22 protein-coding genes are annotated in these 23,333 nt (G+C 40.3%); 3 read left to right on the forward strand and 19 right to left on the reverse strand.

The genetic code is table 11. From position 1 onward, the window contains the following. Positions 1-27 precede the first annotated feature (27 nt). From AC0MXB_RS10875 to AC0MXB_RS10885, 3 genes are all read right to left on the reverse strand, one after another. Positions 28-744: a CoA transferase subunit A gene (locus tag AC0MXB_RS10875; protein ID WP_474039699.1), complete on the reverse strand. Its 717-nt coding sequence runs from the start codon at positions 742-744 to the stop codon at positions 28-30. Positions 745-848: 104 nt separating this feature from the next. Then, positions 849-2,096: a hypothetical protein gene (locus AC0MXB_RS10880; RefSeq protein WP_474039700.1), complete on the reverse strand. Its 1,248-nt coding sequence runs from the start codon at positions 2,094-2,096 to the stop codon at positions 849-851. A 287-nt stretch (positions 2,097-2,383) separates the two neighbouring features. Continuing rightward, positions 2,384-3,730 (reverse strand): sigma 54-interacting transcriptional regulator, encoded by a 1,347-nt coding sequence (locus AC0MXB_RS10885; RefSeq protein ID WP_474039701.1) that lies wholly within the window; start codon positions 3,728-3,730, stop codon positions 2,384-2,386. Between the two features lie 214 nt (positions 3,731-3,944). Between AC0MXB_RS10885 and AC0MXB_RS10890 the strand changes: the two genes are divergently transcribed. Together AC0MXB_RS10890 and AC0MXB_RS10895 are read left to right on the forward strand one after the other, a co-directional pair. Further along, positions 3,945-5,591 (forward strand): Cache 3/Cache 2 fusion domain-containing protein, encoded by a 1,647-nt coding sequence (locus AC0MXB_RS10890; RefSeq protein WP_474039702.1) that lies wholly within the window; start codon positions 3,945-3,947, stop codon positions 5,589-5,591. Positions 5,592-5,754: 163 nt separating this feature from the next. Beyond that, the gene (locus AC0MXB_RS10895) at positions 5,755-7,062 is read left to right on the forward strand and encodes an SGNH/GDSL hydrolase family protein (RefSeq protein WP_474039703.1); all 1,308 of its coding nucleotides are present in this window, start codon (positions 5,755-5,757) and stop codon (positions 7,060-7,062) included. 130 nt (positions 7,063-7,192) lie between these two features. On the opposite strand, the gene catA is transcribed toward AC0MXB_RS10895, so the two are convergent. The 6 genes from catA to AC0MXB_RS10925 all read right to left on the reverse strand — a co-directional run bounded on the left by catA (position 7,193) and on the right by AC0MXB_RS10925 (position 13,453). Further along, on the reverse strand, positions 7,193-7,855 hold the full coding sequence (gene catA, locus AC0MXB_RS10900) for a type A chloramphenicol O-acetyltransferase (protein ID WP_474039704.1): 663 nt from the start codon (positions 7,853-7,855) through the stop codon (positions 7,193-7,195). A gap of 313 nt (positions 7,856-8,168) precedes the next feature. Next, on the reverse strand, positions 8,169-9,191 hold the full coding sequence (splB, locus tag AC0MXB_RS10905; protein ID WP_474039706.1) for a spore photoproduct lyase: 1,023 nt from the start codon (positions 9,189-9,191) through the stop codon (positions 8,169-8,171). A 307-nt stretch (positions 9,192-9,498) separates the two neighbouring features. After that, positions 9,499-11,316 carry an AIPR family protein gene (locus AC0MXB_RS10910; protein ID WP_474039707.1) on the reverse strand — a complete coding sequence of 606 codons (1,818 nt, stop codon included), beginning with the start codon at positions 11,314-11,316 and terminating at the stop codon, positions 9,499-9,501. Between the two features lie 738 nt (positions 11,317-12,054). Beyond that, the gene (locus tag AC0MXB_RS10915; RefSeq protein WP_474039708.1) at positions 12,055-12,303 is read right to left on the reverse strand and encodes a TspO/MBR family protein; all 249 of its coding nucleotides are present in this window, start codon (positions 12,301-12,303) and stop codon (positions 12,055-12,057) included. Between the two features lie 73 nt (positions 12,304-12,376). Beyond that, positions 12,377-12,805, reverse strand: coding sequence for a pyridoxamine 5'-phosphate oxidase family protein (locus tag AC0MXB_RS10920; protein WP_474039709.1), 429 nt, complete (start codon positions 12,803-12,805; stop codon positions 12,377-12,379). 336 nt (positions 12,806-13,141) lie between these two features. Further along, on the reverse strand, positions 13,142-13,453 hold the full coding sequence (locus AC0MXB_RS10925; RefSeq protein WP_474039711.1) for a spore photoproduct lyase family protein: 312 nt from the start codon (positions 13,451-13,453) through the stop codon (positions 13,142-13,144). A 288-nt stretch (positions 13,454-13,741) separates the two neighbouring features. Between AC0MXB_RS10925 and AC0MXB_RS10930 the strand changes: the two genes are divergently transcribed. After that, positions 13,742-14,518, forward strand: coding sequence for a hypothetical protein (locus tag AC0MXB_RS10930; protein ID WP_474039712.1), 777 nt, complete (start codon positions 13,742-13,744; stop codon positions 14,516-14,518). 561 nt (positions 14,519-15,079) lie between these two features. On the opposite strand, the gene AC0MXB_RS10935 is transcribed toward AC0MXB_RS10930, so the two are convergent. From AC0MXB_RS10935 to AC0MXB_RS10980, 10 genes are all read right to left on the reverse strand, one after another. Beyond that, a complete protein-coding gene (locus tag AC0MXB_RS10935) occupies positions 15,080-16,090 on the reverse strand; it encodes a serine hydrolase domain-containing protein (protein WP_474039713.1) in 1,011 nt (336 codons plus the stop codon). A gap of 361 nt (positions 16,091-16,451) precedes the next feature. Beyond that, positions 16,452-17,138, reverse strand: coding sequence for a hypothetical protein (locus tag AC0MXB_RS10940; RefSeq protein WP_474039714.1), 687 nt, complete (start codon positions 17,136-17,138; stop codon positions 16,452-16,454). Between the two features lie 112 nt (positions 17,139-17,250). Then, positions 17,251-17,730 carry a 23S rRNA (pseudouridine(1915)-N(3))-methyltransferase RlmH gene (gene rlmH / locus AC0MXB_RS10945; protein ID WP_474039715.1) on the reverse strand — a complete coding sequence of 160 codons (480 nt, stop codon included), beginning with the start codon at positions 17,728-17,730 and terminating at the stop codon, positions 17,251-17,253. Continuing rightward, positions 17,731-18,831: a S1C family serine protease gene (locus AC0MXB_RS10950; protein WP_474039746.1), complete on the reverse strand. Its 1,101-nt coding sequence runs from the start codon at positions 18,829-18,831 to the stop codon at positions 17,731-17,733. A gap of 25 nt (positions 18,832-18,856) precedes the next feature. Next, entirely contained in the window at positions 18,857-19,630 is a 774-nt protein-coding gene (locus AC0MXB_RS10955; protein WP_474039716.1) for an MBL fold metallo-hydrolase, read from the reverse strand. A gap of 51 nt (positions 19,631-19,681) precedes the next feature. After that, positions 19,682-21,043 carry a phosphomannomutase/phosphoglucomutase gene (locus AC0MXB_RS10960; protein ID WP_474039717.1) on the reverse strand — a complete coding sequence of 454 codons (1,362 nt, stop codon included), beginning with the start codon at positions 21,041-21,043 and terminating at the stop codon, positions 19,682-19,684. A 113-nt stretch (positions 21,044-21,156) separates the two neighbouring features. After that, on the reverse strand, positions 21,157-22,035 hold the full coding sequence (locus AC0MXB_RS10965) for a peptidase MA family metallohydrolase (RefSeq protein WP_474039718.1): 879 nt from the start codon (positions 22,033-22,035) through the stop codon (positions 21,157-21,159). Between the two features lie 151 nt (positions 22,036-22,186). Then, a complete protein-coding gene (gene perR / locus AC0MXB_RS10970; protein WP_474039719.1) occupies positions 22,187-22,612 on the reverse strand; it encodes a transcriptional regulator PerR in 426 nt (141 codons plus the stop codon). A 157-nt stretch (positions 22,613-22,769) separates the two neighbouring features. Next, positions 22,770-23,084: a spore coat protein gene (locus AC0MXB_RS10975; RefSeq protein ID WP_474039720.1), complete on the reverse strand. Its 315-nt coding sequence runs from the start codon at positions 23,082-23,084 to the stop codon at positions 22,770-22,772. Positions 23,085-23,107: 23 nt separating this feature from the next. Next, positions 23,108-23,308, reverse strand: a complete 201-nt coding sequence (locus AC0MXB_RS10980) for a ferritin-like domain-containing protein (protein WP_474039721.1) — start codon at positions 23,306-23,308, stop codon at positions 23,108-23,110. Between the last annotated feature and the right edge of the window lie 25 nt (positions 23,309-23,333).

Here is a 23,333-nt window from a genome sequence, read left to right on the forward strand (position 1 = left end):
CCCTACCCAATTTCGTCAATCTTTCTGTTAAGCCAGTCGACCAGTCCGCACCCATAATTCTTTAAGAACATCCTGCTGTTCCTGTAAGGAGTCCCCTTGGATAACAGCCTTTACAAATATCCCGGGAGTACCCACAAGTTCTGGGTTAATTCCACCAACTTCTACGATCTCGTTTACTTCAGCAACAGTAAAGGTTGCAGCCGTTGCCATTACTGGATTGCTGTTAAGTGATACGCCGCGATATTGGACATTGCCTAGTTTGTCAGCACGATATCCCTTAATAAAAGCAAAATCGGCTGTAAGCGGCAATTCTAGCAGATACTCTTTGCCATTGATCGTGAGCTTCTCTTTCCCTTCTGCTACTAAAGTGCCATTGCCAGTTGGCGTTAGCACACCGCCAAGACCAGAACCGCCTGCTCTAATTTTTTCAATAAATGAACCCATTGGGTAATATTCTATTTCAAGCTCGCCATTTTTAAAGACCTCCAAGGCTTCTGGACAAGTACCAGCATGAGCGGTAATAAATTTTTTAACCTGCTTATTTTTGAATAGCGGCGCCAAATCAAAATCACCGCCAGGATACGAACACACTACAGCAATAACCGTTAAATCTTTTACTTTTTTCTCGACCAATTTTTCAATACACTTTAACGGTGACCCAATACCAAGAAACCCGCCAATCATAATGGTAGCCCCATCGCAAACTTTTTCTATAACTTCGTCTAAATTCATAACTTTGTTCATATATTTTCCCCCTTCTATGATTATCACCTTAAAGCTCTGATAAGCTTGCGTAGCTTCTTCTAGCTTGCTTATGCTTTAGAAGTCATCTTTAATCAGAAATTGAACTAGCTTTTTTTATTTGAAACTTTAACAGGTACTTTATAAACTAATGGCCATTTGTCGAAGAAGGTATTACAATACAAAATCACCATCAACAAGGCAAATTGACCAGCAAGAAGACCCATGACCGGATAGCCAAGTCCCAAGTCATTACCGCCATAAGATAAAAGCTTAAACGTTTGCAACCAGAGAAGACCAAAAATCATCCCGCCGCCTAGCCAAATTCCAAAACGAATCAGTGCCCTATTTAAATCGTTAGAAACGATTTCGGCGCTGGGATAATCATCAAACAAGTGATGCCAGGTCAATTGGAAACAGATTGTCGATAATTCTAGTGAAGCAACCACTAAATCAGCTGGTACTCCAGGCACGAGATTCAACGGTTCTACTATCGCACGCAAGGTCGGCGGAACAATCAGTGCTGCTGCCAATGCAATGGCTAGCCCCACCAAACCAGCATAAGGTTGGGTTTTTGCAAACAATTTCTGTGGGTAACGCTCGCCCCCCTCAGCAGGGATTAAAAAGAAGAAGATAAAAGCCTGGCAGAAAGCTAAAAATGCGGCCCACGACCCAAATGGCTTATCAACAATTCCATGTCCGCCCAAGGATAAACCACTCATCAAGCTGGGGAAAAACATGGCGAACCAAACGATTAATGCGAGAACCGTACTGATCGCCATTGCCCCAACACTATCGATCGGCGCAGCAGCTTTGCCAGCAAACGGCCACTTTTGAAAGAGCGCGACATAACTAATTTGCGTAATAATAACGGCTAAGCAATAAAAATTACCAACTTCCCAGCCTTCGATTGCTAGTTGAACTTCTGCCGCGGTCTTAGGTATGAATAAAATTCCCAGACTGAAGGGTTTCCACCATATGCCGATAAACCCAATTAAGATAAAAAATCCAACAATCCCTGTGAGCAGCCCAATCAAGCTATACCGAATACCAGCCTTGGGCTGCAATTCAGTTACATGATACTTGCCGTAATTACCAAAGAGTAATGTTTGCCAAATCCAAGCATTAATAACCATCCAAAAAAAGGTCCCTTCGCCTAAAACGCCAATATACTTTGCAGCCACCTTAGCATCAACGGCTGCTAGACCCGGACCAGCTAAACTAATCGCTATTGATTTGACAATTAATCCCCAAATTGGCCAATAAATCAGTGCTACCATAAAACATATAACTGTTAATACGACACCTGTGGTAAGAGGACTCTCAAAACGCCTTTTGACTAGATACTCTGTCATACGCCACCCTCTTTTCATATTTTATTTGCCAATATCATACTATTGCAATTCTTGTGCCAAGCAAGAACCCTTGCTTTATTGCGGCCCATTCCAATACAGCATTTACTTTTCTGAAAATTCGTCCAATTTCTTGGATTTTCAGCTTGTTATAATTTCAATGCTCCTATGGTTTATTTACTCTGTACATAAATTTAAAAGGTGATTGAGGTTAAGTAACCCTCAATCACCTTTACTAGCTATACCACTTCTTACCAGGCACAGCAACTAACACTTTACGGTTTATCCCGTCAAATATCGATATTAAATTTTTTCATTTTATTGTAGAGACTGCTACGTGAAATTCCCAGAGCTTCCGCAATCTTTAGCTTATCACCCTTGTAAGTCTTGCTTGCTTTCAAAATGGCGTCCCGTTCCGCCTCATCCGCCTGGGCTCGCAAAGCCTCGCCACTATTGGGAATTCTAGCGGCATAGATATAATCCGGTATATACTCACAAGTGATAATTCCATTCGCTGACAAAGATACAGCTGCCTCTATGATATTGGCCAATTCTCGTACGTTTCCAGGCCAATGGTACTCAAATAGCGCCTTCATAAAATCATGTTCTACTTTTGGCTTTTCAATCCCTAATTCATCTGCTGTTTTCTCTAAAAACAGCTCTACTAATAAAGGAATATCCTCGGGATGTGTTCTTAGCGCCGGCATATGGATAGGTATAACATGCAACCTAAAGAATAAATCCTGACGGAATTTGTCTTCCTTGATCAACTGGTGCAAATCATGATGAGTAGCAGCAATCACTCGAACATCAATGGGAACTGGAAAATGGCCACCAACCTTTTCAATTTCCCGTTCTTGTAAAACCCGCAGTATCTTCGATTGTAGCGATAGAGGCATATCGCCGATTTCATCCAAAAAAATGGTTCCCCCATCAGCCATTTGGAATTTTCCTGGGTGGCCGCCTTTACCAGCACCGGTAAAAGCCCCCTGCTCATAACCAAATAACTCTGACTCAAGCAGGTTATCTGGAATAGCAGCACAATTTACTCGAACAAAGGCTTGGTGCCTTCTGCTATTCAGCCTATGTATGGCGTGAGCCACCAACTCTTTTCCTGTGCCTGTCTCGCCTAAGATGAGGACGTTTGACTTTGTTTTCGCAGCCGCTATAATCCGTTCCTTTAGTGACAATATAGTATGACTTTTGCCAATAATGTCGTCAATCGTATACTTGGATTTATGCTGCTTATCCTTTCTGACAATACTCAGATTTCGCTCCCCACAGCCAGCCATCACTTCAGGTAGATAATCCACCAAGCTTCTAAAACTGATAACCCCCACAACATTCCGTTCCTCATTGATTACCGGTACAATGTCTAAGACAACCTTCTTCAGCGAAGTTATATGATCACTTTCCACCAGGGGAGGAATTTCCTGTAAGAAATCCCCTAATGAATGCTCCTGCCAATTTCTAACCAATAATGAGGAAGCCCTAATAACACCTTTATACATATTTCTATGATCAACAACTATAACAAAAGAGACTTTAGAGATTGCCATTCTTTCGGCAATTGCTGAAATAGTGTCAGAGGAGGAACATATCGTAAAAAAATGATCCATAATTTGCCTTATCTTCAAGGATATCCTCCTCCTTAACTTACCATTTCATTCGCACTTATAAGTAGGGAATTCCACTAAGTTCCATAGTTGAGCTTTATCTAAATTATTTTTTCTAAAATTAAGATATTTCAAAAAAATTAGTATACTTTGATTTTATCAAATTGTACAATAAGTAACAAGATAGTATAATGTTAGCATATTTATTACCTGTTTGTAAAAGGGAGGTTCACCTATGAAGCCAAGCATTAAATCGAGCATTAAATCACGTTTATTTATTTGGTTCATTCTTGCCGCCGTAATTCCAATGATCGTCATAGGTGGATTCAGTTATTACCTGATCTCTCAAAAGATTGCAAAACAGAATGAAGAAACGATCACCAATATTAATACAGGTATTTATAATATGGTTGATACGCAGCAAAAGGTATTGTCACGTTGGTTAGAGAGCGCCGACGCATCTTTTGTAGAAAGACTAAATTCTTTGGGAAATAGTCGTTTTGATTATGATAATATGGTGGATATCGGTGGTTATCGTCTACCCACTTGGTATATTGGGAATCAAAAAATAACCGACGATTCTACTTTAGTTGATAGTTTAATCGGAAAGGAAAAACTGCCAGCTACGATCTTTCAATTACATAATAACAAATTTATCAGAGTCAGTACAAATGTCAGACAGCCAGACGGTTCTAGAATTTCTGGAACATATATTGATTCAGGTAATGTTTACGAAAGGCTAATAAACGGCCAGCAATATCTGGGCAGAGCCAGCGTCGAAGGAATTATGCATGCTACCATTTATCAGCCAATCTGGGATAGTAGTGGAAAACTCATTGGCGCTTTCGTCCTCGGACGTCGCGAACAGGAGTACGAAATGATTGCTGCAATAAAAAACATTGTAGTTGGTGAAACTGGCTATGCTTTTATTCTTGACCCATCAGGAATGATGATTATCCATCCTACTTTACAAGGCAAAAACGCCTTAGAGTATCCCTGGGTGAAAGAAATCATTCAGAAGAAAAATGGTTCCGTTACTTATGAGTTTAATGGTCGAACCAAGATTGCTTATTTTATGTACTATGAGCCTTGGAACTGGTATATCGTCACGGGAAGTTATGAATCTGAAATATTTAATACGACCCATCAATTATCTAAAATGCTGATTCTGGCTATACTGGTCGTTGTCGCTATCTCCGCATCGATTGCATTACTATTATCCAATACTTTTTTTAAACCAATTAATGAACTGATGATAGTAATGCGCCAATGTCAAAGCGGGAACCTAACGGTAAGACTGAAGCATTTCTCTGATGATGAATTTAGCGTGCTAGGCAATGCTTTCAATGTCATGCTTAACAATATCTCACTACTCATCGGGAGAATCCTTTCGAATTCCACCAAACTAAAAGAAGCCTCACAACGCTTACTCATCGACATCACCGAATCCAAAAACGCCTTACAGGGAATTGAAAAGGGCGTGAAGGATTTACAAGGGGATTCTATCCCTTTATTACAAAGCTACGCCTTTGCTTCCAACAAAGCCTTACATACTGAGTTTCAAGAAACGGTTCACCAATTAAATCATCTGCTTGAACAAATCATACTGAATAAGCAATTAGACAAAACCGAAGAAGCCTTACAGCTTCTAAAGAAAATATCAACCCTGTGCCAAGCAAACCCCATAGCTTCTCCGAGTGACTACCAGAAAACACCTGAGGCAGCGATTCACCCGATGAATCAAATATCTCATTTAGAAGTGGAAGTGGAAAAGCTGAAACTTTTATTAAAGAATATTTCATCCTCAGCCTCAAGCCTTGACGATATTGCCTTATCACTGGATCGCCATGTGAATTCTTTTAAAATTGAGAAAGATGAATAACCAACACAAAAACGCCACCGTAACCACGGCTGGCGTTTTTTACATCAAGTTCTGCAATTTTTGCCAAATTGCTCCTTGAAATTGCTATAATATAACTAAGAATACAATGAACATTCCGCTTTGGCGGGTTGCTACATGCTCGTTATTTTAGATTGGAGTCCCTATGAAAGTGATTAAATTTGCCATCTTGCTTATTATTATTGCCTTACTATGCGGTTATGCCTCAGCCTCTAATTTCTCCCGCCCCGCAAGTACCCCCACGCTTCAAACCAACAAGCTTTATCTTGCCTGGAATAATGGTGAAGATGTTGTGATGTATGAACTGGAGATCATGTCAAAGCCTTATCAACCAAATGAATCCGTACCAAAAGAAAATATCCTCTACCATACAACAGCTATTTTTGCGCCAGGTATTGAACTAGATTTAAATGAGCCTGCTCTTGCACAGATTGATCTTGATAAAACTTACTATCGAATTAGACCCTTAGATTTAGACCGTAAGCCTATTGGTCCTTTTTCTAAACCTATGCCACTATCTAACGGTCAATTAAATCCGACAAAACCGCAGCCCACAGCTCTTTTTAATACGAATCGTCCCGTACCGCTTTACCCGACCTATTCTTGGATTCCAGTACTCGGAGCTACCCATTATACGATTGAGATTACGAAAGAAGCTCCGGAAACCCCCAATGGAATCACCCCCTCAAAAAACCGAGTGCGTAGTTATGACGTAGATGGAGAGGCTGATTGTTATGACCAACATGCCTACGTAGAAGAAGGTACCTATTACTGGAGAGTACTTGCGCTAAATAGTGACGATCAACCTATAGGTACTTATTCGGATGCCATTCCTTTTCATGTTACTTTAAAACATTACACATGGGCCGTTTTAGGCGACAGCATTACCCATGGCGGCGGAGCTGTATCCAACCCGCCTTCAGATATTAGATTTGATTACTCATCCTACCTACCTTATGAAATGAAAAACTTGGGAAGAAGCGGTGACAGTGTGGAATTGTTAGTCAAGCGTTTCAACAATGACGTTTTGCCCTTCCATCCCAAATATCTGTTGATCCTCGCGAGCGCTAACGGTATAAGAGGCGGAACAAAAGCAGAGGATGTCATTGACCAATTCCAAAAGCTAATAAAGAAATGTGAGAAAAATGACATAACACCCATTTTCTTAACCATCCCCCCCATCAATCCGGCCAGAATTGAACAAGTTTTTCATAAGCCATCTGTTGATGACTGGCAATATCAAACTAACATCGTAAATGCATTCCTAAAAAAGCAGCAATATGTAATTGATATCACTCCTTTGTTAAGCGACAATAACGGCATTTTGCCTGTCAGGTATTCTCAAGATGGGTTACATCCTGATATCTCTGGCAAAAAAGTAATCGCCGACGCGGTAATTAAGCTTCTTCGTACTTTTGATAAAGTTGAAATGCAACTTGATGAAGCAATCTGAAACCTCAAAAAAAAATGCATAGCAAAAAGCCCGCGAACTTCGCGGGCTTCAATTATTTTCGGATTCCCATACAATAAGATAGTTTGCTGACTGCTTTTACACTTTATCTTAAAATATGATTATCAAACTACTAGTCGTTTATGATCATCCAGTTCTCAGACGTTGAAGCAAGCTGTTGCAAATCATTCATAAATTGCGATGCATGATAACCATCTGCTATAGCATGATGAACTTGTAAACATACTGGCAATTGTAAGCTATCACCCTGTTCAAAGTACTTACCTATTGTAATAATAGGCAAAAGAAACTCGGTATCGTCAAATAAATTTAGGTTAAAACCAGTAAAACTCATCCATGGAATACAGGAAACGGGGAAGCAATTAGGTGGACAATCAGGTTTCGGAAAAAGGTCCTTGCTATTCGAGTACTTCTCCATATCAACCTGAATATTTTGATAAAATTCACTAAAATCATTCATATATTCCGTCCAAAGACTCGAAAAAGTATTTGTATTCTTATGAAATATCGTATAAGAAGGATTCATCCTATCCCAATATCCCAATTCCTTATCCTCATTGAAACATACCCTGAATTCCTGACGTGTGTTGACTACACTGGATATCATATAAAGAAATACGGGGTAAAGCTTTAATGATTTTGCTTTGACCGCTGGCACTAACGCTGTAATATCTATATTGGATGTGATGCTAAAGCCGCATTTTACACTCCTTAAATAATGCTCAAAATGTTGCTTACGTTCCCATTTTTCCATATCAATCTTATTAAAATTCATTGTTTACCCTCCTAAAAGATTAAATGAATTCTTCTTTTAGGAGGCTATTTCTCTGTCTTTTTCATGTTCTCACCTTATCATATAAAAATCAGCCAACTATTTTTCTCACTATATCAACAGCTGCCTTTATTCCATTATATATGGAATCGGACTATTAGGACAATATTTGAGGATTCTGTTTGATCGATCCCAAACACTATACCATTTCTTCCCACTCCAGCTTTTGGACTTACAGTATAAAATAGAAATCATTAGTAATATTTTTCTCCGTATCAAGTAATTGTTATCGAGGGGCGTCGGACTGTCTTGAGGATTAGACAAAGTACTCCACTTTTGCTTCTGGAAAATATTGCTTTGCCTGAGCAAACATATACTCCCTTAATTGGGTCATTGTATCCTCTTGATAAAGATATTTGCCATAACCGAATTGTCCATATTTAAATCGTCGCATTCCCTCGTCCATGGGAAGAGTGGTTTGCGGAAACAGATCTAGTATCTGATTTTTTGCTCGTTTTGTAAAACGATGACTGATAAATTCAAAGGTAATATCCCGACGAGATGTTTTGGACAACTGATCATTTAGAGATTGAAATAACCAGTTATACTCTGCCTCCCAACCTTCGAAGTACAAAATAGGAGCAATTATAAAACCCAACGGATAACCAGCATCAGCTACTTTGACCGCAGCTGCCACCCGTTCTGCTGCCGCCGGGGTCAGATGCTCATATTCCCGTATAACAGTTGGGGCGTTAATACTAAATCTGAACCGAGTCCGGCCATTATGCCTAACAGTCAGTAGTGAGTCAACATCCGTATACTTAGTTACAAACCGAAATCGCCCCAACGTTCGATTCGCAAAGAATTCAATCGATTGCCTCAATACTCCCGTTAAATATTCCGTGGGAATAGGATCAGAAGTAGCCGCCCCCTCAAAGAGGGTGACATCTGGCGCACGTTCGACCATATACTTGTCTGCCTGTTCTAATATTTGCTCGTTATTGACATAAACACGCAAATATGGCTTTTTGCCCAACGTTGTAGCCAAATAACAATATTCACACATTCCCGGACAACTAGTATTCAAGGGAAGCTGATAATGAGCCGAAGGCTTGCAAGTCGCAAATTCAGTGCCTCGACGTACGCCTACAACAAGAGTACGCTTGGCTTCACTAAATGCCTGCTGTTGGTTATCGCCCGGAATTCCGGTAACACGGTTGTGAGACCCTGTGAACTTAATGTCCACTGCCAAGTTCATCAGCTTATCATAAATTTTCTTGCCAAGCGGAAATTCCAGCGCCTGAGGCTCAAAGAATGCTCGTTTAGGTACAAAGCGCATATGCTTCACTCCCATAATATTTGAGTCTAGTATGCGCTATCATAACATCATCTAGTAATTCAAGAAAAGTAAATTGACTTCTTGAACATGAGTACCTGAAATAGCCTAATAAGTATAATTTAGTATATCAGCATTTGACCTGCTGCAATAGCAATAAGCTGCGCTAGTAAGCTGAAAATGGAAAGATAACTGCGATTTCGCTGTTTGACCTGTTATACTTGTACTTTTCTACATATCAAGTATAACGGTGCAAAGTCCAATAAAATATCCACTCTCTTTGCCCTCACACTACCAAAAGAGAACTACTCTATATTGTCTTTAGCTTTTTACAAACCTTTTGTAAGATATCTTTGTATGTACCATCTTTCTTTAACCAATTTCCTGTATCCTTAAGTAACCAAGGCTCATTTAGGAATTCTAATTTCGCCGCTTTTTTCACATCTAATACATATTGAATAGCTTCTATTATTTTTATAATAAAACTATCAATATCCCCCTCTAAAGTAAGTTCATATCTATTTAAAGGATCAGTAAAACTACCCCAATCAAAATTTCTGATTACTAATTGACTTTTAATTTCCTCTGGTGATTGAATTAAAGATAAATCATTTTGTAAATGATATAGCACTGACAATGCTAACAAAATATCATTTATATATGTATTTTGTAAAATTTCGTATTTAGGCTCATTATCATTTTTAATTTGATTGATTTTTTCTGCTATACGATATGCAAAAATTAGCTTTGCAAATTGCTCATCTTCATTGCATTCCGAATTAAATATATCGTTATAATACACTTCTGAAAACACAAGCTTATCACGACCTTTTGTAGATACAGGCAGTTGCAAAAAGTATGATAAATAAGCTTTGCCTAAATCAATATTCGATATTTTTAAATATAAGGGGCTTTTCCCATTGGGATTTTTATATTTTTTCTTAACAACAGTACCCCATTCCCCATCTTTTTTATCATAGAAAATACCTACTGAATCTAACTTGTCAAATATTTTATTTTGCAACCTATCCCCCGAATGAAGGTCCCTCGTCGTAATAGCATTCTGACTGTTACTAGCAATTGCTATTTCTTTGGAAATTTTGCTAACCTTACTCTTATCCGCTATTTTAGTCAATCTCATTAAAATCTGAACGTCATCTGGCAAATCATTAACAATTCTTGTTAAAGTTTTTGTAGTTTGGCCCCCATTTACTATTTGCAAATTAGTAATTGTAATATTACCATTACTAACTTCAAAATCCTCACAAATAGCATTAATTCCATTATTTAGTATCCAAAAATTAGATCTTTTTCCCTTTGAGTATTCTTCCTTAATCTTTAAATTAATATCATTTTCTCCTTTATAGTATCTAACATTTAGCGTAAAAAGCATTTCTTTATGCTCTTCAACCAGTTCTTTTAAGCTATTAGCATATATACTTGTAACTATTGTTTCTAATGGTATATACTTCTCTGTTTCATAATAGTTCACTTTTTTAATAAAATACTCTCTATCAACAACCTTTAAGTTGACTTTATTACGAGGTATTTCTATGTCATCATATAAATCATTTAAATTTTGGTAATCATAAAATTTAACTTGAAAATTAATATTTTTATCCCTGTAATTATTAAAAAGTGCCTTTACATCAGTTTTTAGTTTATTGTCAAAATCATTATCTATATAGTAAAATGTAATGTTGTACATTCCGCTTTTTAAGCTTTCTTCATTGATAATTTCCACTATTTCATTATCAATAATTGTCTTTAATTTATAATTAGGAGCTAATTCTTCATCATTAATTTTTAAAATCCAATCTAAAAATTTTTTATTCTTCTTTATCTCCTCAGTATTCAACAAGCTACTATTAGAATATTTAAACTGAAATACTAATACTTTATTCAGGGATTTATTTACAAAAACAGCATCATTCCCCAAATCTCTAGTCATGTCTACAATATGATTTCTAATAAATTCATCAAAAGCTGTTCCGTCATAATCAAAATCCACTATTTTACTAAAGCACTCTTTAATTGCAAAGTGCCCAAAAGCAGTACCATCATCCTTATATCCATATTGCATTTTAATATCAGTAACTTGTTCCTTTATCTTTTCATAAAAGTTCACTACTCTTCCCCCATTTTCTCTATATCTTAAACAAAAAATAGTCATGCTTTTTTCACTTTTCATCTATATTATACCAATTTCTTTAAAAATCTGTATAATTATTAATGCTTCTGCAATAAATAGATTCTTCTGTATGAGTTCAAACAGTACAGAAAAGGATATTGCCCCCCTCTCTCAATCCCCCGCAAAAAAGCTACACCAACTTTAAGAGAAAGACTCACGTACTGCACTAGTGGGTGCGGTCTCCGTATCATGTATAACAGTGCTGAGTTTTCTAGTTGACAAAATCAAAAGACACACTAAAGATGATGCTCCTCTTCGTATTATATATAACGGCGAAATCAGTGATGGTGCTCCAACAGCGACACTTTGATATCGACTCGCTATCAAAGCTCCACTTCGTTGATATGAACATCCTGCTACTTCTCTAGACCCATCCGTAATTCAAGTAGTTTCGTTGATGCTTCCAATTCTGCATCCAAGAATTCTTGCGGACTTGTCTTAATACAATCCGATACCGAATTTTATGTTCCTTACTCTTTTTCTTGTAAGATCATAAAATACAGTATCATTGAGATAAAAGAAGAACAGGTACGTAATATTACGCCTGTTCTTCTTTGTTGAATTGGCTGTTTGATTACACGTAACACCTGATTTACCTCACATACTCTATAAATAAAAACAACATATTACCTAACGTTACTAATTCTAACTATATAAACCCTTTATCATACTTATTTATTGATTCAACCGCCAAAAATGATAATTCAAATACCCAGCAAAACAAACCCACCCCAGATACGGAACTAATAGCAACGCCGCCACTTTAGAAACGCGACGGCTCCAAAACATAGTCGCCCCTATGGCCAAGACTAAAAAGGCAATTATACGAGCCCGCCCCCCTGGTGAGCGAAGTCCAAAAAATACCGCCGACCAGGTTATGTTGAGCAACCATTGTGCGGCAAACAGCGTTAGCGCCAAAACCACTGAGCAACAAACCGATAAAAACCGGCATGATCTTCACCAAAATCCCTCCTACCTTAAATAAATGGCTCTGCGCTTACCTGCGAAAATGAAGTTCGGCGCGAGCAACATTCTCCAAAGTTCGGAAGACTAAATTGGAAATCTCAAATTTATAAATCGCCATTGCAGAATCTCTAAATCCAGAAAAAAAGTTCTCAGCGCCTGGCAGCTCTTCAATAATTTTACGACGCACCTTTTCTTTTTCTTCTAAAAGAAGCTTCTCTTCCCCCATTAACTTGCCCTGCAGCCGAAGAACATTGCTATTTTCATCAACCGCACATAGCTCAACTACATTATTAGCTTCTATTTCTCTTGTTTTTTCAGTGTCCGTATAGCTAATAAGCCAAATGGTTCCCTCTTCGCTAACAAACGGACGCATCGGTCTCACTCGCGGCACGTTTTCATGCGAAGTACCCAAGAAACACACTTGGGTCTTCAATATCAAAATAATCTCATCGTTCAGCATAGCTTTCTCCTTTTTAACGAATTCTTATGAATACAAATTACAAGCTGAGACAACTCGGTTTCTCCCGTTTCTCTTTACATCAAATAACCATTCATCCGCTAGTTTCAACAACTCGGCCATTTCTCCACCCTCATAACTTCCCTAACAAACTAAAGGACTCTCGGGGACGTTCTACAAATTCGCTCTCTAAGTACCACTTTATAATTTGAAAATTCCCTCAAAAACATAAAACTCCTGCCAAATTAAAAGGAACTGGGCAGGAGTTCTTCATCTTTCGCCATTACCAATGATACGGGTGAAAGTCTCCTCCGTACTAATTCAAACGGTGTAGAAATACTAGATAAATCTGAACCGAGTCCGGCCATTATGCCTGACAGTCAATAATGAGTCAACATCCGTATACTTAGTTACAAATCGAAATCGCCCTAACGTTCGCTTAGCAAAGAAGTCAATTGATTGCCTCAATACTCCCGTTAAATATTCCGTAGGAATAGGGACAGAAGTGGCCTCCCCTTCAAAGATGGTGACAACTGGCGCACGTTCGGCAATATATTGGTCTACCTGTTCTAATATTTGCTCGTTATTGACATAAACACGCAAATATGTTTTTTTGCCCAACGTTGTAGCCAAATAACAATATTCACACATTCCCGGACAACTCCGGTCTTTCTGACCTATAGATATAGTACCGTCTTAGAAATGCATGTACAAGCTCGACCTAATATAGTTCAATTAATTTATCCTAATGCTGTTATCGTGAAACTAGATGATAGTTTCAATTGCTGAAAAAACAAAGAAATCAAATCCATTGTCACTGGTATATACTTTATTAGCTCACGTATAACCAGATAATGTTTGCAAAGCAGCAAAATGCATGTTATTATATTTGCATAAGCAGAGCTTGTAAGTCAAGCAAACAAAAAAGGGGGATATCCAATGCTTAACCAGTGTGATTCCAAAAATCTCGAACGTATTGCCGATGCCCTTGAAAACCTTGTGCGAATTTGGAGTTCTTCCAATGACAATTTTCACCCCCATGCTCAAAATCCTATACCCATAGCACCATCCCACCTTACACACGAACATGAATTGTTTGCTAAAGTGACTAATGTATACTTAGAAGAAGAAAAATTAAAACGAGTGAGACAGATGGAACGTAAATCATCCAAGCGAGTTTCTCGAAACCTAGGCTTCGAGCTAAAAAACTTTTTTAGTAAAAATCTCCCTAATCTCGATGTAGTTAGCCGTGACGGACTACTAATCTTCGAACGTGATAATCATCCAATTGCACTACTTAAATTCTACGGTGACCTCGGTTTCCATAGGGGAGAGGAATGGCAAAAAAATATCATTGCTGTACTTTCTCAGTCCAATTCCATGAAAATCCCAGAATCTAATGTGTTTTTTCTAGTAAGCTCAATGATAAACGGGCTGGATAATAATCATGTAAAGCAACTCCTCGGCGAAGACCTCTCTAACTCGGATTTGCTGCTAAATAGACCCAAGTTAGAAAAGTATCTTATAGAATATGTCGAGACTCTGCCACTTCCTGCCCCCCACCACCAAGTATTCTTCATGGCTGCTGAAATACACCCTAATGTGTCGGCCTCAGATTTATTAAACGCAGGGAAACTCCAAGATACTTCCCTATCTTCATACGCATGGCTGCGTCCTTCAGTAACCGAATTACTTGCAAAATTATATAGCATATAGCGCAATATAAATAGTAATGCCTGAACTTAGCGCTCAGGCATTACTATTTATCAATCATCGTAAACAACTATAATATCTAACTCCTCATAATAGAAAGATTCCAGCTCACCGTTTGCTGCATGTGCGGATGATAAAATATTAACGACTTTAACTTAATTAGTGCTTAACCATTGATTTACTTCACTTTCAAGCATCTCGGTTTTCTTTGATTTACTAGAAAATATTTTATTTTCACACCAAAACTTCCCCACCAGTCATGTAAAAGTATATTAGACTAGCGGGACAAACAGAACTAGCCCCCAATTAATATGTGTATCTATGAAATGAGGGCAATGAGGGCCGTAACATTGAGCGCCGAAGAAGATGAAGAGCTTCTATCACACTTGCTCAAATTTGCAGGGCAATAAGGTCAGCAATCATTCTCCCTCTTTGGAACCATAAAAAAGCAAGCCATCAAACCCTGATTTTCAGGACTTGAGGGAATTTTGCACCGTTAGAGGTGATATTTTTCTCCGTATCAGGTATAACGGTGCAAAATTATTTTACTTCAAGTGACCATGGTTACCACTTTGTTTTTGCCGCTAAAAGATTATCAATGAATTTACCAAATGTTTTGTTACTGTCAATCTTACTCTTGTCATAATTCGACGCATGAACAATAACCAACTTTGCTTTAGGTATTACTATGATAAGTTGACCGCCAAGTCCAGCGGCGCGATATGCAGTACCCTTTTTGGTAACCCACCATAAGTATCCATAATCCGCATCTGGCCCCGCTGATGAATAACCCTTCGTACTTTCCTCTATCCACGACTGGGGAATAACTTGTTTGTCTTTCCATTCTCCATTGCGCAAATACAACAGTCCGAACCTTGCCATATCCCTGGCGCTCATTTTAAACAAATAAGCTGGATGAACTGATACAGGTTCATAAAGATATGTGACATCACTTTGAATAAAATCTGCCATTCCAATTTGAGTAGCAATACGTTTATAGAAAGACTCCCCTACTGTTTGGCCAGTACTTTTATCTAATATGGTCGCCAACACATTAAAATCCCAATTGTTATAGTACCAATGGGCACCCGGAGCAAAGCTACCACGAGCAGGACGTGATGTTTGCATTGCATTAATCTCGTATGCAGCATCATGATATATCCCCGATCGAGCTTTCAACAAATCAATTACTTTCGCTTGTCTTTCTTGCTCACTAAGCCCTCCCTTGTCATCTACTCCAAGCTGTTCCATTGTAAAATCCAAGTTAATCTTACCTTCAGCCACATAAATTCCATATAGGGCACTTATAAAACTCTTCCTGACAGAATGCATTTCACCTTTTTGTTTTATGTCACCCCATTCCATTAGAACCTTGCCGTCATATAATACCATGCCGCCGATTGAGTCAAGTGTATTGGCGTACTGGCGAGCTACCTCAAACTTTTCTGCATCAAACCCTGCATCTTCAGGGCTGATAGTTTCCCATGTGCTTCCCGGAAAATATCCCTCGGCAAAAGCAATTTGCGAAATAGATAAACTACTTAGTAAACAAATAATCATCAAAATTCTTCCCATGTTCGTTCCTCCTATTTATCTACTTCTTAAGACTCACAAGGGACGGTTCCACTTTAGTCTAGGATGAAACAGGATACAGGGCAACGTTTCAGCTTGCACATGAAGCAGCTCCCTGTCCCCTATTGCATTTTAGTTAACGTTAACTGCCATTTAATTGGTTCATCAATATGTTAAACTGCCTTTAACAATTCCCCTACACCTCCTAGGTAATCTTTTCCCTTTCTTTAAGTCGCCTACACTGGAACAATCCTTTTTTAGCAACTTTGTTATGGCAAAAAGGACCCTCCCCCAACTCACCAATAGACTCATCAGTATCCCTTGTTTTCCATTAAGCTTTTGCATAAAAGTTGAACGAAATTACTCAAGAACGTCTAGACATTTCTTTATGATAAAGTAGTTCAATATTATAATCTCCTATACCATATTTGCGATATCTTTTACAAATTTCTTTAATTATATCTCCCTTACTTATATTGGCTTTTACCAATTCTGCTATGGATAACATGATTTCATTATTGCCCGAAATATAGTTCTCATACAGTTTAATGCCATCTTCGAGTTCCTTGAATATACGATAATCGTTTTTTGCAAATACCTTTCTCAACATAACATCTTGGTACAATAAATAATAACCCTGTGAGTTCAATATATAAGACTTAATTACTATACTTTGCACATCATTGTAACTCCAATAATCCTGACGAATAATATTTAACTGTATTACTCCCTTATAGTTAATATAGTCTAAGTACGCAAGTAAGGTTAGTAGATTAATCTGACAAAACATATCCTCATCAAACCATAATATAATTTTAGAATATTGTTTATTTAATAATTCATCTAATTCCGAAACAGTAATTTCGAGATATTGCTCAAAAGTAACATTTAAAGATTTTGCACGTATTTGAAAAAAGGTTTCACTAAAAATCTCTTTACTGCACTCTCCCGTAATCATCGACTCATTAAAAGCTATGATATCTCCATACTCAGCACGTTTATCTACTAAATATCGTTTCAATTCTGTACCATTTACAATATTCAAAATCACTGAAAATCAACTCCCATACTCTCTTTTGCCTCTCAGAACTCCACAATAAATAGCCTCAACCATTATATTCTACAAGGGTTGAGGCTATTTTATCCGTTACCAATGGTACGGTTCAGAGATGATATTTCTCTCCTCGATTGATCTTAAACGCCCGATACACCTGCTCTACTAGCAGCAGGCGAATCATCTGGTGGGTAAAGGTCATTTTCGAGAAGCTGATTCGCTCATCTGCCGCCTGTCGTACCGCGTCAGATAAGCCGAAGGCGCCGCCGATAATGAAGGTAACGTCGCTTTGGCCGGTCACAGAAAGATGCTCCAGCTTTTCGGCTAGGTCTTCACTCGATAAAGCTTTGCCGACTACATCTAATAGAATCACATAAGAAGCAGGGCGAAGCGCTTTAATAATGCGCTCGCCCTCTTTTTCTAACGTTTTCGCTTTTTCCGCTGCCGATGGATTATCAGGCATCTTCTCTTCGGCAAGCTCAACGATCTGCAGCTTGCAAAAAGGCGTCAACCGTTTGGTAAACTCAGCAATCCCGGCAGACAAATATTTCTCTTTAATTTTTCCGACTGTAACGATTTGAATATGCATCTATTGCACCGGCATTTCTTCCATCAATACACTGACGGTTCTAGTTTGATTATTGCGGACGATTTCCACATCGACAGTCGAACCGATGGCTTGATTATCGAGAACAGACCGCAGGTCAGGCACACTGTTCACAGGCGCCCCGGCAACTTTCGTAATAATATCGCCTTGACGGATACCAGCCTTGGCTGCTGGGCCGTTCTGAGTCACATTAGCTACATAAATTCCGGCATCAATGTTGAGAGTATAGCCATAGCGTGGTGCCGTATTTTTATCAAGTACGCCTACACCTAAGTACGCACGAATAACGCGCCCTTTTTCAATCAAGGACTGCAGAATCGGTCTGGCTGTATTAATTGGAATGGAAAAACCAATTCCCTCTACACCTGACACGGAAATTTTCGCACTGTTAATCCCGATCACAACGCCGTCCGCATTGACGAGTGCGCCGCCGGAATTCCCTGGATTGATGGCGGCATCAGTCTGAATGAGCTTGAACTTTCTTTCGCCGATTTCTAAAGATCGATTTAACGCGCTGATTACGCCGACAGTCACGCTGCCCTGAAATTCAAGGCCTAGCGGATTGCCAATGGCAATCGCTGGTTCGCCGACAAGCAGACTGTCAGAGTCACCTAAAGCGGCAACAGGCAGGTTTGTTGCCTCAATTTTCACCACAGCAAGATCCGTCGCCGGATCGGTGCCTAAGACCTTGCCAGGAAAAGTTCGTCCATCCGCAAGAGATACAACGATTTCCTGTGCGCCTTCCACAACATGGTTATTCGTCGCAATATAGCCGTTGGCGTCAATGATAACGCCAGAGCCTTGTCCCTGTTCCACCAGGACTTTTCGATTGATGATATCGCGGGCATAGGCTTTATTCGTGATCCCCACCACGGCAGGGGCCACCATCTGCGCCGCTTTTACGATGGCCGTATTGCGGGCTGGTGATAAATCGGCCGCTTTGACAGCATTTAAATTCGACGATGGCGCATTATTTTGCGCTCCCGGTTTAGAAAAGAAGCTACCACAGCCCACCATGAGGCTGGCTCCCACAATAATTCCAATTAAAGCCACAATGACATAGGATGTCATCCGTTTATTCATCACAGATCATTCCTCCTTTGTCGGTTCACCCGGCATTTAAACTAGAAATCGCATCAGGATAAGTTAAATGAAGACTAAATTCACCAGCTATATTCTGGCTTTCCAAAACACTTTTTACCGTTTCTTTGGCTCGTTCCGGCGTATTGTTCTCTTGGCTCATATGAGCGAGAAAAACATGAGTATGAGTTTTTCGCTGTAAACGGGTTAGGAGCCAACCGGCATCCATATTGGATAAATGGCCGCGGTTGCTTAAAATCCGCCGCTTCAAATGCCACGGATAGGAACCCTTTTCTACCATTTCCACATCGTGATTCGATTCTAATACGAGCACATCCGATAAAGCGAGCGCCTGCTGTACGCCTTCTGTGACAAAGCCTAAGTCTGTCACCATCGAGCATTTAGCGCCTTCGCCATATAAGCAGTAGCCAACAGGATCAGCTGCATCATGGGAAATACGAAACGGCTCGATCCGCATATCTTTTACGGCAACCTGCGGCATCAATTCGCGAAAAGCTGTTTGCGGCACCTTATCGCGTAAATACATAGCATCCCAGGTTTTCACTGTAGCATAGACAGGAATTTCATAGCGTTTCAATAGTGTTTCCAGTCCATAAATATGATCTCTGTGCTCGTGAGTCAATAAAATACCATCAAGCTCAGCAATATCTGTCCCCAGCTTCTTTAAACTTTGCTGTATGCGCCGCGTGCTGATACCGGCATCAATCAAAATCTTGGCATCGCCCATGGCAATATAAGTTGCATTGCCGGTACTACCGCTGGCAAGAACATGTATATCCATAGAAAGCTCCTTTAACTAATCCATTTTTCCTATGTAGTTCGTTTCCGATTCCTAAAATCCTTCGACTTCCGTAAGCTTCGTCTGCACGGACTCTCGAACTTCCCCTGGCAGCGCCGCAAGCAAAATCTGGGCGATTTCTCTCAGGCGGCTTTGCGTCTTCGCTTCAAACCGCAGCGTAAACAGCGGTTCCGTCACAGAGGAACGAATCATGGCCCAGCCATCGTCAAATTCAATGCGTACCCCATCAATTCGATTGGGCTGATAAGTTTGCAATTTTGCGGCAATCTCGTCAATTACAGCCGCTTTATCGGAGCCATGATAGGTAACACGAATATCTGGCGTCAAGAGATAATCAGGCACCGAGTCAGCCTGCAGCGATAGCTTGCCATTAGCCGCAATGAGCTCGCATACTTTTAATCCAGCGAACAATCCGTCATCATAGCCAAGCTCTTGAAAGAAGAAATGTCCGCTCAATTCACCGCCGAAGAGCGCTTGCTGTTCTAGAAAAGCCTGTTTTATAAAGGTATGACCAGCTCGTCCCATAATTGGCTCGCCGCCAGCTTTTTTTATTTCTTCCGGCACGACCATAGAACACTTCGCATCATAAATAATCCTTCCCTGTTTTGCCGCTAAATAATACCGCGCCAACAGAACCATAATCTTATCATTTGAAATAACGCGGCCTGTTTCATCAACAACGCCTAAACGATCGCCGTCACCGTCAAAAGCAATGCCTAAAGCAGCGCCTGTTTCTACTACTTTTGCCGCCAGCGCCGTTAGATTTTCGCTGAGAGCGGGATTGGGCGCCCGATTGGGGAAATTGCCGTCAGGTTCGCAAAATAGCGGAATCACTTCATATCCAAGCGATTGTAACACCCTCGGCGCCGTCAAGGCCGCGGCGCCATTGCCGGCATCCACTACAACCCGTAGCGGTTCTTGCGCCGGAGCTGCCTTTCTTACAGTATGGTCAATATAATCGGCTAGCAGCGGATATTCTCGCTGACAGCCAAACCCTGACAAAAATTCGCCGCTTTCCACGATTGCACGAATTTCCGACACTTCTTCTTCCGTCACCGGCCCTGGGCCAAGGACGAGTTTAAAGCCATTATAGGCAGCTGGATTATGAGAAGCTGTCACCATAACGCCGCCTTCGGCTTCTAGTTCCTGCAAGGCATAATAAAAAGCAGGCGAGGCTACGGTTCCAATATTAAAGACATCGCACCCCGACTCGGCTAACGCCGCTACCATCGCACTCTGCAATTCTGGCGTAGACAGACGTACATCACCGCCGACAACTACTTTTTTCCCCATTAATTTTGTGCCGACAGCCAGTCCAATCTGTCTTGCTTTATCCAGCGTCAAATCGGTTCCAGCAATACCGCGTATATCACAGGCATGAAAAATATTAGCCATTTTTTGTCTCCTTTTAGGCAGTTTATCGTTGTTATTGTAGCATAGAAGCGCCGCCGAATCCACTGACAATGCACGGTTTCGTCCCGAAAAAACAAAACCAGAGAGCCCTTTTGTCAAGAATGACGCTCTCTGGTTTCATCAAGTTTCGCAGCCCAAGCTTTCCAGGCCGTTTCGTAGTCGCTATAAGATAAACCGGTTACTGCCGTTAAGGCCTGTTTAAAAGCTACGCCTTGCGCTAACTGTCGGTCGATTTCCTGTAGCGCCTGCTCGCCCTGTCGTTCCGCAATAAAACGAACTGCGGCAAAAGCCTCCCGATAGGCCAGTGACTGATTGTCTAAATCATCAAAATGATCATCAAGTTCATTCAGGGAATAAAGCGGCCCAGTAAGCTTGTTGGTGCCTGTAAGCCATTCATAATGGGTAATTTTATATTCCGCATACTGCGCTAATCCTTCTGTATACCAGCGGGTATAATTGCCGTTTGTTTGATAATCTAGCAAGAGATGGGTAAACTCATGAGCCACAGGGCCGTTTTGCCAGAAAACCTCGGGACCATCGTCCGGCTGCATCCAGGCTTTAGGCGACAGAATCTGAATGGATCCGCCGTAATAAACCCCCATAGCGCTTTCATCGCCAGACCACCCTAGCGCTTTACGCAACTCGCTGCGTCCTGGTTGAATATATAAAATGGATTTTTCCGAACGACTATAGGCTAATAAGTTGCGAACAGGTTCATAAGCTGCTTCCGCCGCCTTTGCCACAAGTTGAACCTGGTCGGCATCCTCCAGCGGATACACAATAATAAAATGCTCTGTTTCCTGCTGCTGAAATTGCCGAGCCTCATAGGAAAGCTTTGCGGCTGCCGCCTGCCTCGCCAGAGGGTAAAGCCATAGCCGCGGCCGCAAGGAAAACTGAGTAAAAAGCAAAAAACATACTGCCATAAACAGCAGCCCTGCGATTACTGTAATTTCTGTTTTGCCTGCTGTCTGCATGGCTGTCCCCTCCTCTCTATAGACTAAGGGACTCTCAGTATAGCACAGGGCATAGTTCCTGCCTACCGTTATTTTATGTAAACAAAAAGGACCGTTCTCACGATATATCTTATCGCAAGAAGGGTCCTTTAAGAACTGTATGAAGCTTGAATTAGTTAATATCGTGTACCCGGCAAGAAGGGCATACTCCATAGAAATAGAACTGCTGTCCCGTCACTTTATAAGGGGTAGACGCACTGACTTCATCAATAAATTTGCTAGCATCAATATCTTCTAAGTCGTCTACTCGACCGCATTGCATACAACGAATATGGCTGTGTGATTCTACACGAGCATCATAGCGGAAACTATCTTCACCGGCGTTCAACACTTGAACCAAACCGATTTCCTTTAGAATCTCGATCGTCTTATATACAGTTGCTAAGCTCATCGTGGGATATAAAGGTTGTAATTCAGCAAAAATCATTTCAGCACTGGGATGAGCTTTCGTGTTAGCCAACACATTATAAATTGCCAATCGTTGGGGGGTTACCTTGAAGCCTTTGTCGCGGAGCATGGACGTGACGCAGATTTCCAAAAAAAACACCTACTTTACATTGAAATTATTCCTTAATAACTTTTATTGATTAAGTTTAAATTAATAATACAACTAATAATCCGCCCCTGTCAAGCATAAAAAAATAAGAAAATTCCCGCCCCATAAACGGACAGGAATCTTCTTATTTCATCATGTTTTATTGCATTTGCTGACTAAATTTTGACTGTACCTGCGACACTTCCTGAGGATTGGCCTGCTTCACTTGGTAGTAGCCTTTTTGCTGCATAAAGTCAAACAACTGCTTTTGCTGACCATAGACATCGCCAAGAACGGTCATGTAATCCTGCCGCAACTGATTGCTGCTTGCTTCCGTAATATACAGGTTAATCGTCTGGGTTGTGTATTTTATTTCATTCAAGGCCAGATTCAAAAGCTCTTGATCGCCGCACTGCCCCTGTTGGCCGCTCTGCATTTGATTTTGCTGTTGATTCTGCTGTTGATTTTGCGCCATAAGAATCCCTCCTTTGCTGTTTCTTATTGCAAGCTCTGCGCATTGCTCAAATGTTTTCCGATTGTTTGTGTATGCTGCTGCTGTTTCTGGGCTAATTGCTGCAAAAGCTGCTTGCCTGACGAATCCTGCATTTCGCTCGCTAAATGCTGAAAGGTTTTTGCGCTCGTCTGTGTCATCGAAAGAAAGTCTTCTACATGCATTAACTCCTTGCTTGTCATCATCATTCATCCCTCCTTTCTGCTTCGACTT

It is taken from the genome of Pelorhabdus sp. sgz311001, from assembly GCF_055901755.1.